General features: G+C 74.0%; 14 protein-coding genes. 10 read left to right on the forward strand and 4 right to left on the reverse strand.

Annotation, left to right across the window (positions count from 1 at the left end):
* The first annotated feature begins 126 nt into the window (after positions 1–126).
* The 6 genes from IE217_RS12430 to IE217_RS12455 all read left to right on the forward strand — a co-directional run bounded on the left by IE217_RS12430 (position 127) and on the right by IE217_RS12455 (position 5251).
* A complete protein-coding gene (locus IE217_RS12430; protein WP_190177885.1) occupies positions 127–978 on the forward strand; it encodes a helix-turn-helix domain-containing protein in 852 nt (283 codons plus the stop codon).
* 91 nt (positions 979–1069) lie between these two features.
* Positions 1070–2542 carry a 30S ribosomal protein S12 methylthiotransferase RimO gene (rimO, locus tag IE217_RS12435; RefSeq protein WP_190177886.1) on the forward strand — a complete coding sequence of 491 codons (1473 nt, stop codon included), beginning with the start codon at positions 1070–1072 and terminating at the stop codon, positions 2540–2542.
* Positions 2539–3507 (forward strand): CDP-diacylglycerol--glycerol-3-phosphate 3-phosphatidyltransferase, encoded by a 969-nt coding sequence (gene pgsA, locus IE217_RS12440; protein WP_373298004.1) that lies wholly within the window; start codon positions 2539–2541, stop codon positions 3505–3507. Before rimO ends, pgsA begins: the two co-directional genes overlap by 4 nt.
* The gene (locus tag IE217_RS12445; RefSeq protein WP_190177888.1) at positions 3504–4067 is read left to right on the forward strand and encodes a CinA family protein; all 564 of its coding nucleotides are present in this window, start codon (positions 3504–3506) and stop codon (positions 4065–4067) included. Before pgsA ends, IE217_RS12445 begins: the two co-directional genes overlap by 4 nt.
* 109 nt (positions 4068–4176) lie before the next feature.
* Entirely contained in the window at positions 4177–4551 is a 375-nt protein-coding gene (locus IE217_RS12450; RefSeq protein WP_189704952.1) for a helix-turn-helix domain-containing protein, read from the forward strand.
* Positions 4552–4783: 232 nt separating this feature from the next.
* The gene (locus IE217_RS12455; RefSeq protein WP_190177889.1) at positions 4784–5251 is read left to right on the forward strand and encodes a hypothetical protein; all 468 of its coding nucleotides are present in this window, start codon (positions 4784–4786) and stop codon (positions 5249–5251) included.
* On the opposite strand, the gene IE217_RS12460 is transcribed toward IE217_RS12455, so the two are convergent.
* From IE217_RS12460 to IE217_RS12470, 3 genes are read right to left on the reverse strand one after another with little or no spacing between them, the layout of a single operon-like run.
* On the reverse strand, positions 5199–5963 hold the full coding sequence (locus tag IE217_RS12460; protein WP_190177890.1) for an SDR family NAD(P)-dependent oxidoreductase: 765 nt from the start codon (positions 5961–5963) through the stop codon (positions 5199–5201). The genes IE217_RS12455 and IE217_RS12460 overlap by 53 nt on opposite strands.
* 32 nt (positions 5964–5995) lie before the next feature.
* Entirely contained in the window at positions 5996–6841 is an 846-nt protein-coding gene (locus tag IE217_RS12465; RefSeq protein ID WP_190177891.1) for an Fpg/Nei family DNA glycosylase, read from the reverse strand.
* A gap of 48 nt (positions 6842–6889) precedes the next feature.
* Positions 6890–11854 carry an ATP-dependent helicase gene (locus IE217_RS12470; protein WP_190177892.1) on the reverse strand — a complete coding sequence of 1655 codons (4965 nt, stop codon included), beginning with the start codon at positions 11852–11854 and terminating at the stop codon, positions 6890–6892.
* Positions 11855–11962: 108 nt separating this feature from the next.
* On the opposite strand from IE217_RS12470, the gene IE217_RS12475 reads away from it, so the two are divergent.
* The 3 genes from IE217_RS12475 to IE217_RS12485 are packed head-to-tail and all read left to right on the forward strand — an operon-like array spanning position 11963 to position 13949.
* Complete coding sequence (locus IE217_RS12475) at positions 11963–12928, forward strand: AraC family transcriptional regulator (protein WP_190177893.1); 966 nt, start codon at positions 11963–11965, stop codon at positions 12926–12928.
* Positions 12829–13644 (forward strand): AzlC family ABC transporter permease, encoded by an 816-nt coding sequence (locus tag IE217_RS12480; RefSeq protein WP_190177894.1) that lies wholly within the window; start codon positions 12829–12831, stop codon positions 13642–13644. Before IE217_RS12475 ends, IE217_RS12480 begins: the two co-directional genes overlap by 100 nt.
* A complete protein-coding gene (locus tag IE217_RS12485; protein WP_190177895.1) occupies positions 13641–13949 on the forward strand; it encodes an AzlD domain-containing protein in 309 nt (102 codons plus the stop codon). The genes IE217_RS12480 and IE217_RS12485 overlap by 4 nt, the downstream gene beginning before the upstream one ends.
* A gap of 55 nt (positions 13950–14004) precedes the next feature.
* On the opposite strand, the gene IE217_RS12490 is transcribed toward IE217_RS12485, so the two are convergent.
* On the reverse strand, positions 14005–14952 hold the full coding sequence (locus IE217_RS12490) for a hypothetical protein (protein ID WP_190177896.1): 948 nt from the start codon (positions 14950–14952) through the stop codon (positions 14005–14007).
* An 80-nt stretch (positions 14953–15032) separates the two neighbouring features.
* On the opposite strand from IE217_RS12490, the gene IE217_RS12495 reads away from it, so the two are divergent.
* Positions 15033–15227: a DUF3046 domain-containing protein gene (locus tag IE217_RS12495; RefSeq protein ID WP_190177897.1), complete on the forward strand. Its 195-nt coding sequence runs from the start codon at positions 15033–15035 to the stop codon at positions 15225–15227.
* The last annotated feature ends 38 nt before the right edge of the window (positions 15228–15265 follow it).

Raw genomic sequence — 15265 nt, forward strand, 5'->3', positions numbered from 1 at the left:
CCCACCATCGGATTGTCCGGCCATTCCGATGGCGTACAAAGTCCCACCGCCGGGTCGCTCCACCCTCTGGCACCCCCCTAGACTGAACGTCCAGCACAGGCGGCAACACGCTCGAAAGGCGCCCCCGTGTCCATCGGCAACTCCCCTGAAGACGAGCGTCCGTTCGAAGACGTATCCGACGTATCCGAGGAAGTCCGCCCCTCCGTCGGCACCGCCCTGCGCCAAGCGCGGATCGCCGCCGGGCTGACCGTCGACGACGTCAGCACCGCCACCCGGGTCCGCATCGCCATCGTGCACGCCATCGAGGCCGACGACTTCGCCCCCTGCGGCGGTGACGTCTACGCCCGCGGGCACATCAGGACCCTCGCCAAGGCGGTCCACGTCGACCCCGCCCCGCTGCTCGCGCAGTACGACGCCGCGCACGGCGGCCGCCCCGCCCCCACCCCCGCCGCCCCCCTGTTCGAGGCCGAACGCATCCGCCCCGAGCGGCGCGGGCCCAACTGGACCGCGGCCATGGTCGCCGCGATCGTCGTGGTCGTCGGCTTCGTCGGCTTCACCGCCGTCAAGGGCGGCAGCGGCGACAGCGACGGCAAGACCCAGGTCGCCGAGGGCTCCACGGCCACCACCAGCGCCCCCGCCAAGCCCACGCCCAAGAGCAGCAAGCCCGCCGACCAGAAGCCCGCGCCCTCCGACAGCGCCATCGCCGCCGCGCCCCAGGACAAGGTGACGGTCCAGGTCAGCGCCGCGAACGGACGCAGCTGGATCTCCGCCAAGGACCACAACGGCCGGATGCTCTTCGACGGGCTGCTCAAGAAGGGCGAGTCCAAGACCTTCCAGGACAGCACCAAGATCAACCTCATCCTGGGTGACGCCGGGGCCATCCAGCTCTACGTCAACGGCAAGAAGATCGAGGACCAGTTCCAGCCGGGCGCCGTGGAACGCCTCACGTACACCAAGGGCGACCCGCAGGTCGGATAGGGCCCCGAGCAGGCACGCGACCAGGGGTTGGCCGGGAACCGGCCAACCCCTTCGACATGGGGTGTCACAGAGACAAAGTAGTCTTGAGCCCATGCCTGAACGCCGTACCGTCGCACTCGTCACTCTCGGCTGCGCCCGTAACGAGGTGGACTCGGAGGAGCTCGCAGGCCGTTTGGAGGCGGACGGCTGGCAGCTCGTGGAGGACGCCGCGGACGCGGACGTCGCCGTGGTCAACACCTGTGGCTTCGTGGAAGCCGCCAAGAAGGACTCCGTCGACGCCCTCCTAGAGGCCAACGACCTCAAGGACCACGGCAGAACCCAGGCCGTGGTCGCGGTCGGCTGCATGGCCGAGCGATACGGCAAGGAGCTCGCCGAGGCCCTCCCCGAGGCCGACGGCGTGCTCGGCTTCGACGACTACGCCGACATCTCCGACCGCCTCCAGACCATCCTGAGCGGCGGGGTCCACGCCTCGCACACCCCGCGCGACCGCCGCAAGCTGCTCCCGATCAGCCCGGCCCAGCGCCAGGACGCCGGCACGGAGGTCGCCATCCCCGGGCACGGCCCGGCCGACCTCCCCGAGGGCGTCGCCCCCGCCTCCGGGCCGCGCGCACCCCTGCGCCGCCGCCTGGACGGCTCCCCGGTCGCCTCGGTCAAGCTCGCCTCCGGCTGCGACCGGCGCTGCTCCTTCTGCGCCATCCCCTCCTTCCGCGGCTCCTTCATCTCCCGCCGCCCGAGCGACGTGCTGAACGAGACGCGCTGGCTGGCCGAGCAGGGCGTCAAGGAGATCATGCTGGTCTCCGAGAACAACACCTCCTACGGCAAGGACCTCGGCGACATCCGCCTGCTGGAGTCCCTGCTGCCGGAGCTCGCCGAGGTCGACGGCATCGAGCGGATCCGCGTCAGCTACCTCCAGCCGGCCGAGATGCGCCCCGGGCTCATCGACGTCCTCACCTCCACCCCCAAGGTCGCGCCCTACTTCGACCTCTCCTTCCAGCACTCCGCGCCCGGCGTGCTGCGCGCCATGCGCCGCTTCGGCGACACCGACCGCTTCCTGGAGCTGCTGGACACCATCCGCTCCAAGGCGCCCGAGGCCGGCGTGCGCTCCAACTTCATCGTCGGCTTCCCCGGCGAGTCCGAGTCCGACCTGGCCGAGCTGGAGCGCTTCCTGAACTCGGCCCGGCTGGACGCCATCGGCGTCTTCGGCTACTCCGACGAGGAGGGCACCGAAGCCGCGACGTACGACGGCAAGCTGGACGAGGACGTCGTCGCCGAGCGGCTCGCCCGGGTTTCCCGGCTCGCCGAGGAACTCGTCTCCCAGCGGGCCGAGGAGCGCGTCGGTCAGACCGTGCGCGTGCTGGTGGAGTCCATGGACGCCGAGGAGGGCGCCCTGGGCCGGGCCGCACACCAGGCGCCGGAGACGGACGGCCAGGTGCTGCTGACGAGCGGCGAGGGCCTGGCCCCGGGCCGTATCGTCGAGGCGAAGGTGGTCGGTACGGAGGGTGTCGACCTGGTGGCCGAGCCGCTGCCCGGCTCGCTCGCAGGGCATGAGGAGGCAGGCAGATGACCGGAGTCCCGGCATCCGCGGGCGGCTCCTCCGGCGCGCAGGGGGCGGCCGCGGGGCCGGCCTCGGGCCGCGGCGGCACGGGTGGGGCCCCGGGCGCCGAGGGCGATCCGGGCACTTCCGGTGCCGGCGGGGTTTCCGGCGCCGCAGGGGCTTCAGGTGTCGGCGGGGTTTCCGGCGTGGCAGGGGCTCCTGGTGCCGGCGGGGTTTCCGGCGTGGCAGGGGCTTCCGGTGGCGGCGGGGTTTCCGGCGGGGCGGGGGCTTCCGGTGGCGGCGGCGCTTCGGGCGGTTCCGGTGAGGGCGCGGTTTCCGGCGGTACCGGTGGTTCCGGTGCCGCGGGGCCGGCCCGGGGCGGGAAGATCGCGGCGGCGGCCGTCAACCAGGCCAGCGTGTGGAACGTCGCCAATCTGCTGACCATGCTCCGGCTGCTGCTGGTGCCCGGCTTCGTCGCCCTGATGCTGGCCGACGGCGGATACGACCCGGCGTGGCGCTCGCTCGCCTGGGCGGCCTTCGCCATCGCCATGATCACCGACCTGTTCGACGGCCACCTCGCGCGGACCTACAACCTCGTCACCGACTTCGGGAAGATCGCCGACCCCATCGCCGACAAGGCGATCATGGGCGCGGCGCTGATCTGTCTCTCCGGCCTGGGCGACCTCCCCTGGTGGGTGACCGCGGTGATCCTCGGCCGGGAACTGGGGATCACCCTCCTTCGTTTCCTGGTCATCCGCTACGGCGTGATCCCCGCGAGCCGGGGCGGCAAGCTCAAGACCCTCACCCAGGGCGTGGCCGTGGGGATGTACGTCCTCGCGCTGACGGGCTGGCTCGCCAGCCTGCGGTTCTGGGTGATGGGCGCGGCCGTCGTCCTGACGGTGGTGACCGGGCTCGACTACGTGAGGCAGGCCATCGTGCTGCGCAGGCGGGGAATCGCCGAGCGCCGCGCTGCGTTGGAGGAGTCGCAAGGGTGAGTTCACCGGGTTCGCCGAGCTCTTCGGCCGCCGAGGTCGTGGCGCTACTCACGGTGAGGGGCGAGACGGTCGCCGTGGCCGAGTCGCTGACCGGCGGCCTGGTCGCCGCGGAGATCACCTCGGTACCCGGGGCCTCCAAGGTCTTCCGGGGTTCGGTCACCGCCTACGCCACCGAGCTCAAGCACGAGCTGCTGGGTGTGGACGCCACCCTGCTGGCCGAGCGGGGAGCGGTGGATCCGCAGGTCGCGGCCGAGATGGCGGCCGGGGTGCGCAAGGCCCTGGGCGCCGACTGGGGCATCGCGACCACCGGGGTCGCCGGCCCCGACCCCCAGGACGGACAGCCCGTCGGCACGGTCTTCGTGGCCGTGGACGGGCCCCCCACGACAGAGCCCGGCGCCGCCCTTGGCGGGAAAACGGCCGCGCTGCGGTTGAACGGCGGCCGGGCGGAAATTCGTATGGAGAGTGTACGGAGCGTACTCGCACTGCTTCTGGAGCGGATTGCGGGCGAACAGACCGGGAATGAGCGGGCACAGGATACGGAACGGAACGGGGGGTTTTGATGTTTGCAGCCCAGAGTGAACACGACATCGCTCCCCGCACGGCCGCGGCGCGAGGCGGTACGGTGGGGCGTGAAGGATGCGGCTACGCGGTCCGAGGAGGGAGCCACCGATGATTCTGCTCCGTCGCCTGCTGGGTGACGTGCTGCGTCGGCAGCGCCAACGCCAGGGCCGTACTCTGCGCGAAGTCTCCTCGTCCGCCCGAGTCTCGCTCGGCTATCTATCCGAGGTGGAGCGGGGGCAGAAGGAGGCTTCCTCCGAGCTGCTCTCCGCGATCTGCGACGCGCTGGACGTACGGATGTCCGAGCTCATGCGGGAAGTGAGCGACGAGCTCGCCCTCGCCGAGCTGGCCCAGTCCGCTGCGGCCACCGATTCCGTCCCCACGCCGGTTCGCCCGATGCTGGGTTCCGTGTCGGTGACCGGAGTGCCACCGGAACGGGTGACCATCAAGGCGCCCGCCGAAGCTGTGGACGTGGTCGCCGCGTGACCTGTCACGCCTGCGCGTGAGCTGACGCATACGTCGAAAGGCCCCGGCCGGGGCTTCTTCCGGGAAACTGGAGGAGCCCGGCCGGGGCCTTCGTGCTGCCCCGCGTTTGCCGCGCCCGGGCGGGGCGGTGAAGGTGGAGGCCGGGTGCGCCGGTGCGTGCTCCGGTGCGCCCTCCGCGGGCAAGGACGGCCTTTGCGGCTTCGGGCTAGCTTTTCGGGCTGGAGGTGGGCGCGTGGGTACGACGGCGGGGCCTGCGGTGCGCTGGGGACTGGCTCTGGGACTGGCCGCGGTCTGGTGGTGGGCGGTGGTGCGGCTGGTGCTCTCGGACGACGCGGGGCTGCTGGAGGGGGCCGTCGCGGCCGGCGGCTGGGGGCTGAGCCTGCTGCCCGTGCACTGCGTGCCGGAGGCCGTCGCGAAGGAGGACCGGTCCGCGAAGAGGGCCTCGGCCGAACTGCCGGAGCCGGACTGGCGGGCCGAGCCGTCGGAGCCGACGCAGTCGTCCGAGCCGGCGCAGTCGTCCGAGCCGGCGGGGTCGTCCGGCCTGTCGGAGCCGGGTGCCCTGGACGAGGCCGGTGGGTGGCCCTACGGGGGCTCCGGTGGAGCGGGCGGGGCGCTGTCCCCGGAGTCCGGTGGCCGGCCGTTCGGGGCTACCAGGGCATCGCGACCCCGCCGTTCGGACGGAGGATCTGGCCCGTCGTGAAGGACGACGCGCCGGACGCGAGGTACAGCACGGCGTGGGCGACGTCGTCGGGCTCCCCGACCCGGCCGAGCGGTGCCATCCGCGCCATCAGCGCCTCGGTGTGCGCCTGGTCCCTGCCGTCGTGGCGGTCCGTCATGGGTGTGCGGATCCAGCCCGGCGCGACGGCGTTGACGCGGATGCCGTACGGCCCCATCTCGGTCGCCAGCGTCCTCGTCAGCTGCACGACCGCCGCCTTGGCCGCGCCGTAGCAGAGCAGCCCGGCCGCGCCGGTGTCCACGGCGCCCGAGGCCATGGTCACGATGCTGCCCCTCGTGCCGTGCGCGAGCATCAGCCGGGCCGCCTCCTGGCAGGCGTGCAGTACGCCCTTGAAGTTGACGTTCAGCACCCGGTCGAGATCCTCGTCGGTGGTCTCCAGGACGGGGCTGCTGTGCATGATCCCGGCGATCGCCGCCATCACGTCCAGTTGCCCGCACGACTCGACGGCGAGCCTGAGCCGCGCCCGGTCGGTCACGTCCAGGGGATGGGCGAGCGCGGTGCCGCCCCGCTTCTCGGCGAGGGCGGCCGTCTCGTGCAGGCCCTGCGCGTCGAGGTCGGCGCAGTGCACGGTGGCCCCCGCCTCGGCGAGCAGGAGGGCGGTGGCCCGGCCGATGCCCCCGGCGGCGCCGGTGACGAAAGCGGTGCGTCCGGTGAGGTCGTACGCCTTGACGGGCATACAGCGACCGTACGAGTGTTTCTGACGGATCGTCAATTAGGGGTACGGTAATAGCGCTCCCGCCACCTCTGCGGGGAGCCCGGCGCGGGCGCGGGGCCGGTCTGGCAGGTGGGGCACCAGTAGGTGGGGCGCTCCTGCGAGCCGTCGCCCTGGTCGGCCACGCGGACGGAGGTGCCGCAGCGCAGACAGGGGCGAGGCGCGCGGCCGTAGACGAAGAGGTCGTGGCCGCGCAGGCCGGTGGTCCGGCGCACCTGGCGGTCCCGGTTGGCCTCCAGGAGCCGCTTGGCTAGCCCGGGCAGCCTGGCGGCGCGGTCGGCGGGCAGCGCGCCCACGGGCAGCCATGGGGTCACACCGAGCAGGAAGCACAGCTCGCTCTTGTACACGTTGCCGATTCCGGCGAGGTTGCGCTGGTCGAGCAGGGCCTCGCCGAGCTCGCGGGCCGGGTCGGCGAGGAGGTTGGCCAGCGCCGGTTCGGGGTCCCAGTCGGGGCCGAGGAGATCGGGGCCGAGATGGCCGACGGCCCGGTCCTCGTGCGGGGTGCGGAGCAGTTCGAGCACGGGGAGGCGGTAGCCGACGGCGGAATGGTCCGCGTTGGCGAGTACGACCCGGATCTGGTGGGCGGGCCCGCCCCTCCAGCGTTCGCCGGTGCCGTAGACCTTCCAGGCGCCCTCCATGCGCAGGTGGGTGTGGAGCGTCAGGTCGCCCTCGACGCGGGTGAGCAGGTGCTTGCCGCGGGAGATCGTGTCGAGGACCCTGCGGCCGGAGAGGTCGACCGTGGCGTACTTCGGCACCCGGAAGTCGCTCCGGGTCAGCACCGTGCCCGCGAGGGCGGTGTGCAACCGCCTCGCGGCCTGCCAGACCGTGTCGCCTTCGGGCATGGGTCAAGGGTGACACGACCTCGCGGGCGCATGCCGTCGGGCGGCTGGTCAGGCCCGCAGGCGCAGCCCGCGCGGGGTCGCGACGAAACCCGCTCCTTCCAGAAGAGTGCCGATGGGGGAGGTCAGGGCTTGGGCGCCGTTGACGCGCTCCACCGTGACCGTGCCGAGGGAACCCGCTCGGGCTGCTTGGGCGAGCGCCTCGGCCGCGGCTCTCAGCCGGGGGTCGTCGGCGGCCGCGCCCTCGGGATCGGCGGGCCAGGCCAGCAATGTCTTGCCGCCGCGCTCCATGTAGAGCGTCAGCTCACCGTCCACGAGCACCACCAGGGAGCCCGCCTTCCGCCCCGGCTTGTGCCCGGCGCCGGTCGGCGGCTCGGGCCACGGCAGGGCCGCGCCGTAGGCGTTGGCGGGGTCGGCGGCGGCGAGCACCACCGCCCGGGAGTCGGCGGCAGGGGCGCGTCCACGGCGGTCGCCGAAGGCCTGACCGGCGCCCGTTCCGTACGGCAGCGCCTGCCTGCCTCCGCGGGGGCCGCCCTGGCCCGGCCCGGCGAGGTCGCGCGGGGAGACGTAGTCACCCGGGGCGGGAGGGGGCGGGCCGGCGTCGAGCCAGTCGAACTCACCACCGAGGTCGGGAAAGGCGAACTCGTCCGCCGGAGGCGGACCGCCGGGGGCCCCGAAACGGTCGGGACCGGCGCCCCTGGAACCGTCGGGCCCGGCGGCCCCGAAGGCGTGCGGGTCGGCACCGCCGAATCCCGCGCCGGGCAGCCCCTCGCCCCGCTCGCGCGCGTTCGCCACCGCTCGCAGGCGGTCGACCGCTCCGTCCATGGCGAACTGGGCCGCGCCCAGGCCCTCCACCACATAGCCCCGCCGGGCCTGGCCGCTGTCCTCGAAGGCGGACAGGATCCGGTAGACCGCGGAGAAACCGCCCTCGACCCCTTCCGCCGCCACCGCGCCCCTGGTGACCACGCCGTGCCGGTCGAGCAGGGTGCGGGCGAGCGCGTGGGCGCGCACGGTGGGGTCGCCCTCGCGGCCGGGCAGCAGGGACCAGCGTCCGGCGACGGTCGGCGGCCCGTTGCGGGAGGCGGTGCGTGCGGCGGCCGTCAGCGAACCGTAACGCCCGCGTGGGACCGCCCTCTTGGCCCGGTGGGCCGTGGACCCCGCAGTGCGGCCCGAGCCCAGCAGGGAACGCATCGGGGTCAGCGTGTCGTTGGTGAGCCTGCCGGACCAGGCCAGGTCCCAGATGGCGTCGGCCAGTTGGGGATCGGTGGCCTCCGGGTGCGTGGTCGCCCGCACCTGATCGGCGATCTGACGGAAGAACAGGCCGTAACCGCCGGACAGCGCGTCGAGGACCGACTGGTGCAGGGCCGTCAGCTCCAGCGGGTGCGGGGGCGGCAGCAGCACCGGGGCCGCGTCCGCCAGGTACAGGGAGACCCAGCCGTCCTTGCCGGGCAGGGCACCCGCGCCCGCCCACACGACCTCGCCGGCCGCGGTGAGTTCGTCCAGCATCGACGCGCCGTAGTCGGCCACGCGGGACGGCAGGACCAGCTTCTCCAGGGCCGACGCGGGCACGGACGCGCCCTGCAACTGCTCGACGGCGCGCAGCAGTCCGTCGACGCCGCGCAGGCCGTGCCCCTTGCCGATGTGCTGCCACTGGGGCAGGAACTGGGCGAGCGCGGGCGGCGGCACCGGCTCCAGCTCGTGCCGCAGCGCGGCCAGCGAGCGGCGGCGCAGCCGACGCAGCACCGTCGCGTCGCACCACTCCTGCCCGATGCCCGCCGGGTGGAACTCGCCCTGCACCACCCGCCCGCTCGCGGCGAGCCGTTGCAGCGCGCCGTCCGTGACCGCCACGCCCAGACCGAAGCGGGCCGCCGCCGTGGCCGAGGTGAACGGGCCGTGGGTGCGGGCGTAGCGGGCCAGGAGGTCGCCCAGCGGGTCCTTCACGGGCTCGGTGAAGGCCTCCGGGACGCCCACCGGCAGAGCGGTGCCCAGGGCGTCGCGCAGCCGGCCCGCGTCCTCGATCGCGGCCCAGTGGTCGGCGCCGGCGATGCGCACCCGGATGGCCCGGCGGGCCCGGGCCAGTTCCTCCGCCCAGCCGGCCTCCGCGCCCCGCTCCACCAGCTCGGCGTCGGTCAGCGGGCCGAGCAGGCGCAGCACGTCGGCGACGCCTTCGGCGTCCTTGACGCGGCGGTCCTCGGTCAGCCACTGCAACTCCCGCTCCAGCTCGAGCAGCACCTCGGCGTCCAGCAGTTCGCGCAGCTCCGCCTGGCCCAGCAGCTCGGCCAGCAGCCGCGAGTCCAGGGACAGGGCGGCGGCCCGCCGCTCGGCGAGGGGGGAGTCGCCCTCGTACAGGAACTGTGCGACGTATCCGAAGAGGAGCGAGCGCGCGAAGGGCGACGGCTCGGGTGTGGTCACCTCGACCAGGCGCACCTTGCGGGACTCGATGTCGCCCATCAGCTCGACCAGCCCGGGCACGTCGAAGACGTCCTGGAGGCACTCCCGGACCGCCTCGAGGACGATCGGGAACGAACCGAACTCGCTCGCCACCTGGAGCAGTTGGGCCGCGCGCTGGCGCTGCTGCCAGAGCGGGGTGCGCCTGCCGGGGTTGCGGCGGGGCAGCAGCAGCGCGCGGGCGGCGCACTCGCGGAAGCGGGAGGCGAACAGGGCCGAGCCGCCGACCTGGTCCGTGACCACCTGGTCGACCTCGCCCTTGTCGAAGGCGACGTCCGCCGCGCCCACCGGCGCCTGCTCGGCGTCGTACTCCGAGCCGGCCCGCGCGGGTTCCTGGTCGAGGAGGTCGAGGGCCATCAGGTCCGCGTCGGGCAGGCGGAGCACGATGCCGTCGTCGGCGTGCATCACCTGCGCGTCCATGCCGTACCGCTCGGACAGGCGGGCGCCGAGCGCCAGCGCCCACGGGGCGTGCACCTGGGCGCCGAAGGGGGAGTGCACCACCACCCGCCAGTCACCCAGTTCGTCGCGGAAGCGCTCCACGACGATCGTCCGGTCGTCGGGGATGTGACCGCAGGCCTCGCGCTGCTCCGCCAGGTACGACAGGACGTTGTCCGCGGCCCACGCGTCGAGGCCGGCCGCGAGGAGCCTGAGCCGGGCGTCGTCCGCGGGCAGGGAGCCCACCTCGCGCAGGAACGCGCCCACCGCGCGGCCCAGCTCCAGTGGGCGGCCCAGCTGGTCGCCCTTCCAGAACGGCAGTCGGCCCGGCACCCCCGGCGCGGGCGAGACCAGCACGCGGTCCCGCGTGATGTCCTCGATGCGCCAGGAGCTCGTGCCCAGCGTGAACACGTCGCCCACCCGGGACTCGTAGACCATCTCCTCGTCCAGCTCGCCCACCCGGCCGCCGCCCTTCTTGGGGTCGGAGCCGGCGAGGAAGACCCCGAACAGGCCGCGGTCGGGAATCGTGCCCCCGGAGGTGACGGCGAGGCGCTGCGCGCCCGGCCGGCCGGTGACCGTGCCCGTCACGCGGTCCCACACCACGCGCGGGCGCAGCTCCGCGAAGGCGTCGGAGGGGTAGCGGCCGGCGAGCATGTCGAGCACGGCCGTGAACGCCGACTCGGGCAGGGACGCGAACGGCGCGGCCCGCCGGACCGCCGCGAGCAGGTCGTCGACCTGCCAGGTGTCCATGGCCGTCATCGCCACGAGCTGCTGGGCGAGGACGTCCAGCGGGTTGGCGGGCACCTTCAGGGACTCGATGGCGCCCGAGCGCATCCGCTCGGTGACCACCGCCGCCTGGACGAGGTCGCCGCGGTACTTGGGGAAGACCACGCCGGTGGAGACCGCGCCGACCTGGTGTCCCGCACGGCCGACCCGCTGCAGGCCCGAGGCGACGGACGGCGGGGACTCCACCTGAACGACCAGGTCCACCGCCCCCATGTCGATGCCCAGCTCCAGGCTGGAGGTGGCGACCACCGCGGGCAGCCGGCCCGCCTTCAGGTCCTCCTCCACCAAAGCGCGCTGCTCCTTGGACACCGAGCCGTGGTGGGCGCGGGCGATCACCGCGGGCGCGCCGTGCGCCGCGCCGGAGCCGCCCATCAGCTCGGCCGGAGAGTGGTGCTCGTCCAGGGACTCGCCGGTCGCCCGCTCGTAGGCGATCTCGTTGAGCCGGTTGCACAGGCGCTCGGCCAGCCGGCGCGAGTTGGCGAACACGATCGTGGAGCGGTGCGCCTGCACCAGGTCGGTGATCCGCTCCTCGACGTGCGGCCAGATCGAGGGGCGCTCCGCGCCGTCGTTGCCCTCGGCGACCGGGGAACCGCCGAGCTCGCCCAGGTCCTCCACCGGCACGACCACCGACAGGTCGAACTCCTTGCCCGACTCCGGCTGGACGATCTCCACCTTGCGGCGCGGCGAGAGATAGCGAGCGATCTCGTCGACGGGGCGGACGGTCGCCGACAGCCCGATGCGGCGGGCGGGCCTGGGCAGCAGTTCGTCCAGCCGCTCCAGGGACAGCGCCAGATGCGCGCCGCGCTTGGTGCCCGCCACCGCGTGCACCTCGTCCAGGATCACCGTCTCCACACCGGTCAGCGCGTCGCGCGTGGCAGACGTCAGCATCAGGAACAGCGACTCGGGGGTGGTGATCAGGATGTCCGGCGGGCGGGTGGACAGGGCACGGCGCTCGGCGGCCGGGGTGTCGCCGGAGCGGATGCCCACCCTGACCTCCGGCTCGGGCAGGCCGAGGCGGACCGACTCCTGGCGGATGCCGGTGAGCGGGCTGCGCAAGTTTCGCTCCACGTCCACGGCGAGCGCCTTGAGCGGCGAGACGTACAGCACCCGGCAGCGCTTCCTGGGGTCGGCCGGGGGCGGGGCCGAGGCGAGCTGGTCGAGCGCGGCGAGGAAGGCGGCCAGCGTCTTGCCCGAGCCGGTGGGCGCCACCACCAGCACGTCGGAGCCCTCGCCGATGGCCCGCCACGCGCCCGCCTGGGCGGCGGTGGGCGCGGAGAAGGCCCCCGCGAACCAGCCGCGGGTGGCGGGGGAGAAGCCGTTGAGGGCTCCGTGTGCGTCGCTGACCATGCGTCCATCCTGCACCCGGGCACTGACAACCGCCGTGGCCTGCGCGTTTCGCGTCGGCGGCCGGTCGGTGCGTCATCGCGCCGCGGGTTCGGGCGGCAGAATTGAGCCATGGCGGGATCGGGCGTGGAGCGCGCACGGCACTGGCAGTACGAGGAACTGCCCGGTGTCGACCTGCTCCGTGCCCGGTACGTCCGCAAGGAGTTCGTGCGCCACACCCACGAGCACTTCGTGATCGCAGCCATCGCCGAGGGCGTCGAGGTCTTCCACCACAGCGGCGCCGACCAGTACGCGGGCCCCGGCGCGCTAGCCCTGGTCAACCCCGACACCCCGCACACCGGGCGGGCCGGTGTGCCCGAGGGCTGGCGGTACGGCGCGGTGTACCCGGCGCCGGAACTGGTGGCCGAGATCGCCGCGGAGACCACGGGCCTGCGCGGGACGCCGGGATTCGTCAGTCCGGTGCTGGACGACCCCTACGCCGCCCGTCTCGTGCACCAGGTGCTGCGGGCCGCCGACGAGGGCAACGCGCTGGCCGCCGACACGCTCCTGCGGGTCGCCGTGACCCGGCTGCTGCGGCTGAACGGCGGGCCGCTGCCGCAGCGCGAGGTGCGCACGGCGGGCAGCCGGATCGCGGCACGCGCGCGTGCCGTCCTGGAGGAGAGCATGGCCGGGCCGCCGTCCCTGGAGCGGCTCGCGGCCGACCTCGGGACGAGCCCGTTCGCGCTGCTGCGCGCCTTCCGGGACGCCTACGGAATGCCACCGCACGCCTGGCTGACCGACGCGCGGGTGCGGCGGGCCAGGCGGCTGCTGGACGCCGGCACCGTGCCCGCCGAGGCCGCCGTCGCCGTGGGGTTCACCGACCAGTCCCACCTGAGCCGGCACTTCTCCCGCATCGTGGGCGTGCCGCCGGGTGCCTACCGGCGCGAGCGCAAGAACGTACAAGACGACCGGTCCCGGCTCCTCCTACCGTCCGGGGTGTGGCAGAACAGACAGCGCACCCAGACACCGCCCGCGAGCCCGCTGGAGCGGCAGCCGACGGCGGGAAGCCGGACTCCGCCGTCGTCCGGGACGCACTAGGCGTCGGCGTCGCCGTAGGACTGTCGGGATTCGCCTTCGGGGTGACCTCGGCGGGCAGCGGCCTCACCCTGCTGCAGACCTGCGTGCTCAGCCTCCTGGTGTTCACGGGCGCCTCCCAGTTCGCGCTCGTCGGCGCGCTCGCGGCCGGAGGCAATCCGTTCACCGCGGCCGCGGGCGCCTTCTTCCTGGGCGTGCGCAACGCGTTCTACGGACTGCGCCTTTCGCAGGTACTGGCCCTCCCGCGCGGGATACGGCCGCTCGCCGCGCAGTGGGTCATCGACGAGACCACCGCGGTGACGCTCGCCCAGCCCACGCGCCGCAGCGCCCGCATCGGCTTCACCGTCACCGGGCTCACCCTCTACGTGCTGTGGAACCTCACCACACTCCTCGGCGCGCTGGGCGCCAAGGCGCTGGGGGACACCGGCGCGTGGGGCCTGGACGCGGCCGGGCCCGCCGTGTTCCTCGCGCTGCTGGCGCCCATGCTGAAGACCACCACCGAGCGGGCCGTCGCCGCCCTCGCCGTGCTCCTCGGGCTCGGCCTGCTGCCCCTGCTGCCCGCCGGTGTGCCGGTGCTGGCGGCCGCGCTGGCCGCCCCGGCCGTGCTCTGCCTGGAGGGCCGCCGCCGTGCGAACGACGCCCGTGAAGATGCCCGTGAAGATGCCCGTGACGATGCCCGTGACGTCGTACGAGACGACGTACGAGAGGAAGACCGTTGAACATCTGGATCGCCGTCGCGGTGACCGCCCTCGGCTGCTACGCCGTCAAGCTCGCCGGGCTGCTGGTGCCAGCGGGCGCACTGGAGCGGCCGCTGGTGAAGCGGCTGGCGGCGCTGCTGCCCGTCGCCCTGCTCGCCGCCCTCACCGCGCAGCAGACGTTCGCCGACGGTCACACGCTCGTCCTGGACGCCCGGGCGGCCGGCCTGGCGGCCGCCGCCGTGGCGCTGGTGCTGCGGGCGCCGTTCCTGCTCGTGGTCGCGGCCGCCGTGCTGGTGACGGCGGCCGTGCGGGCCATGGGCGGCTGAGCGCGGGGCGCACGCCGGCGCCCAGCCGGTACTCACGACGTGAGGTGGCCCGCGGTCAGCCGATGGCGCGGCCGTGGGCCCTGAGGGTGCGCAGCGCCTCGATCGTCACCATGGGGCGCGCCTCCAGCGCGGTGCCCGGGGCCCACTGGCGCCATGTGACCGGCCAGCCGCCGTCCCTCTGCTGCCGCCCCGCCAGGAAGTCCAGGGAGCGGTCCATCTCCTCCTGCGTGAACCACGCGCGCGCGAGGGACTCGGGCGTCCGCGCGTAGTCGTGCGGGAAGTGGTGCTCCCCAGGGGCGTAGCCGGGCGCGACCGGCCAGGACTCGAGGCCGCCGGGGTCCAGGACCGCCAGGCGCTGGGCGCGCACCAGGTGGCCGAGCCGCTCGGCGGCCGCCCGCGCGCGCGGGCGGTCGGGCGCGGAGTCCAGGAAGGCGACGGCGGCCTCGATCTCGTACGGGTGGGACGACTCCAGCGCCTCGATCCGCTGCCAGCAGTAGTCCGTCGCCCGGAACAGCCACGCGTGCCACACCTCGTTGCGGTGCAGCAGCCCGACCACCGGCCCGGTGGCCAGCAGGTCGCTCGGCGGGTCGTCCACGACAGGGATGAACGGGGCCGCCGGATAACCGCGCTGGCCGGGATGGACGGCCGGCAGCGCACCGTCCGGGGTGGACACCGAGGTCAGATAGCGGCACACGCGCTCCACCCGCTGCCCGGCGCAGCGCCCGACGGAGTCCAGGACGTGCAGCGCGCGTGCGGTGTGCAGCGGCTGGCTGACGGGGCCCCGCAGGTCGGGCTCCAGCGCGTGGCCGTACCCGCCGTCCTCGTTTCGGTAGGCGTCCAGCGCGGTCTCCACCGGGTCGGCGGAGCCGTTCAGGAAGTGGTGCGCGAACAGCCGCTGCTCCAGCACGCGCGCGGTGAGCCACACGAAGTGCTCGGCGCGGAAGAGCGGGGAGGACGCCTGCGGCGGCGGAGGAGGGAGTGCGGAAGCTCCTGTCTCGGGCATGCGTCAGACCGTAGGGCGCGAAGCAGTCCCGGCAGGCGGACCTGGTCAGGGGTCACCCGCAGGGGCGGGATACTGGGGTCATGCGGTTGACGGTCTTCTGGGAGCGGATGGCGGAGCACTTCGGCACGGGGTACGCCGACACCTTCGCGCGCGACCACGTGATGTCGGAGCTCGGCGGGCGCACGGTGCACGAGGCGCTGGCGGCCGGCTGGGAGGCCAAGGACGTGTGGCGCGTGGTCTGCCAGGTCATGAACGTCCCGGGGGAGAGGCGCTGACCGGCGGCGAGGCCCCTGGGCCGGTGCCCGGCTGTCGG

The sequence above is a fragment of the Streptomyces naganishii JCM 4654 genome (assembly GCF_014650575.1).
In the GTDB taxonomy this organism is placed as follows: domain Bacteria; phylum Actinomycetota; class Actinomycetes; order Streptomycetales; family Streptomycetaceae; genus Streptomyces; species Streptomyces naganishii.

Coding starts and splice junctions, on each gene's coding strand:
- rimO (WP_190177886.1), top strand. CDS start 1,070: ATGCCTGAACGCCGTACCGTCGCACTCGTCACTCTCGGCTGCGCCCGT.
- IE217_RS12475 (WP_190177893.1), top strand. CDS start 11,963: ATGGCGGGATCGGGCGTGGAGCGCGCACGGCACTGGCAGTACGAGGAA.
- IE217_RS12460 (WP_190177890.1), bottom strand. CDS start 5,963: ATGCCCGTCAAGGCGTACGACCTCACCGGACGCACCGCTTTCGTCACC.
- pgsA (WP_373298004.1), top strand. CDS start 2,539: ATGACCGGAGTCCCGGCATCCGCGGGCGGCTCCTCCGGCGCGCAGGGG.
- IE217_RS12495 (WP_190177897.1), top strand. CDS start 15,033: ATGCGGTTGACGGTCTTCTGGGAGCGGATGGCGGAGCACTTCGGCACG.
- IE217_RS12490 (WP_190177896.1), bottom strand. CDS start 14,952: ATGCCCGAGACAGGAGCTTCCGCACTCCCTCCTCCGCCGCCGCAGGCG.
- IE217_RS12450 (WP_189704952.1), top strand. CDS start 4,177: ATGATTCTGCTCCGTCGCCTGCTGGGTGACGTGCTGCGTCGGCAGCGC.
- IE217_RS12465 (WP_190177891.1), bottom strand. CDS start 6,841: ATGCCCGAAGGCGACACGGTCTGGCAGGCCGCGAGGCGGTTGCACACC.
- IE217_RS12470 (WP_190177892.1), bottom strand. CDS start 11,854: ATGGTCAGCGACGCACACGGAGCCCTCAACGGCTTCTCCCCCGCCACC.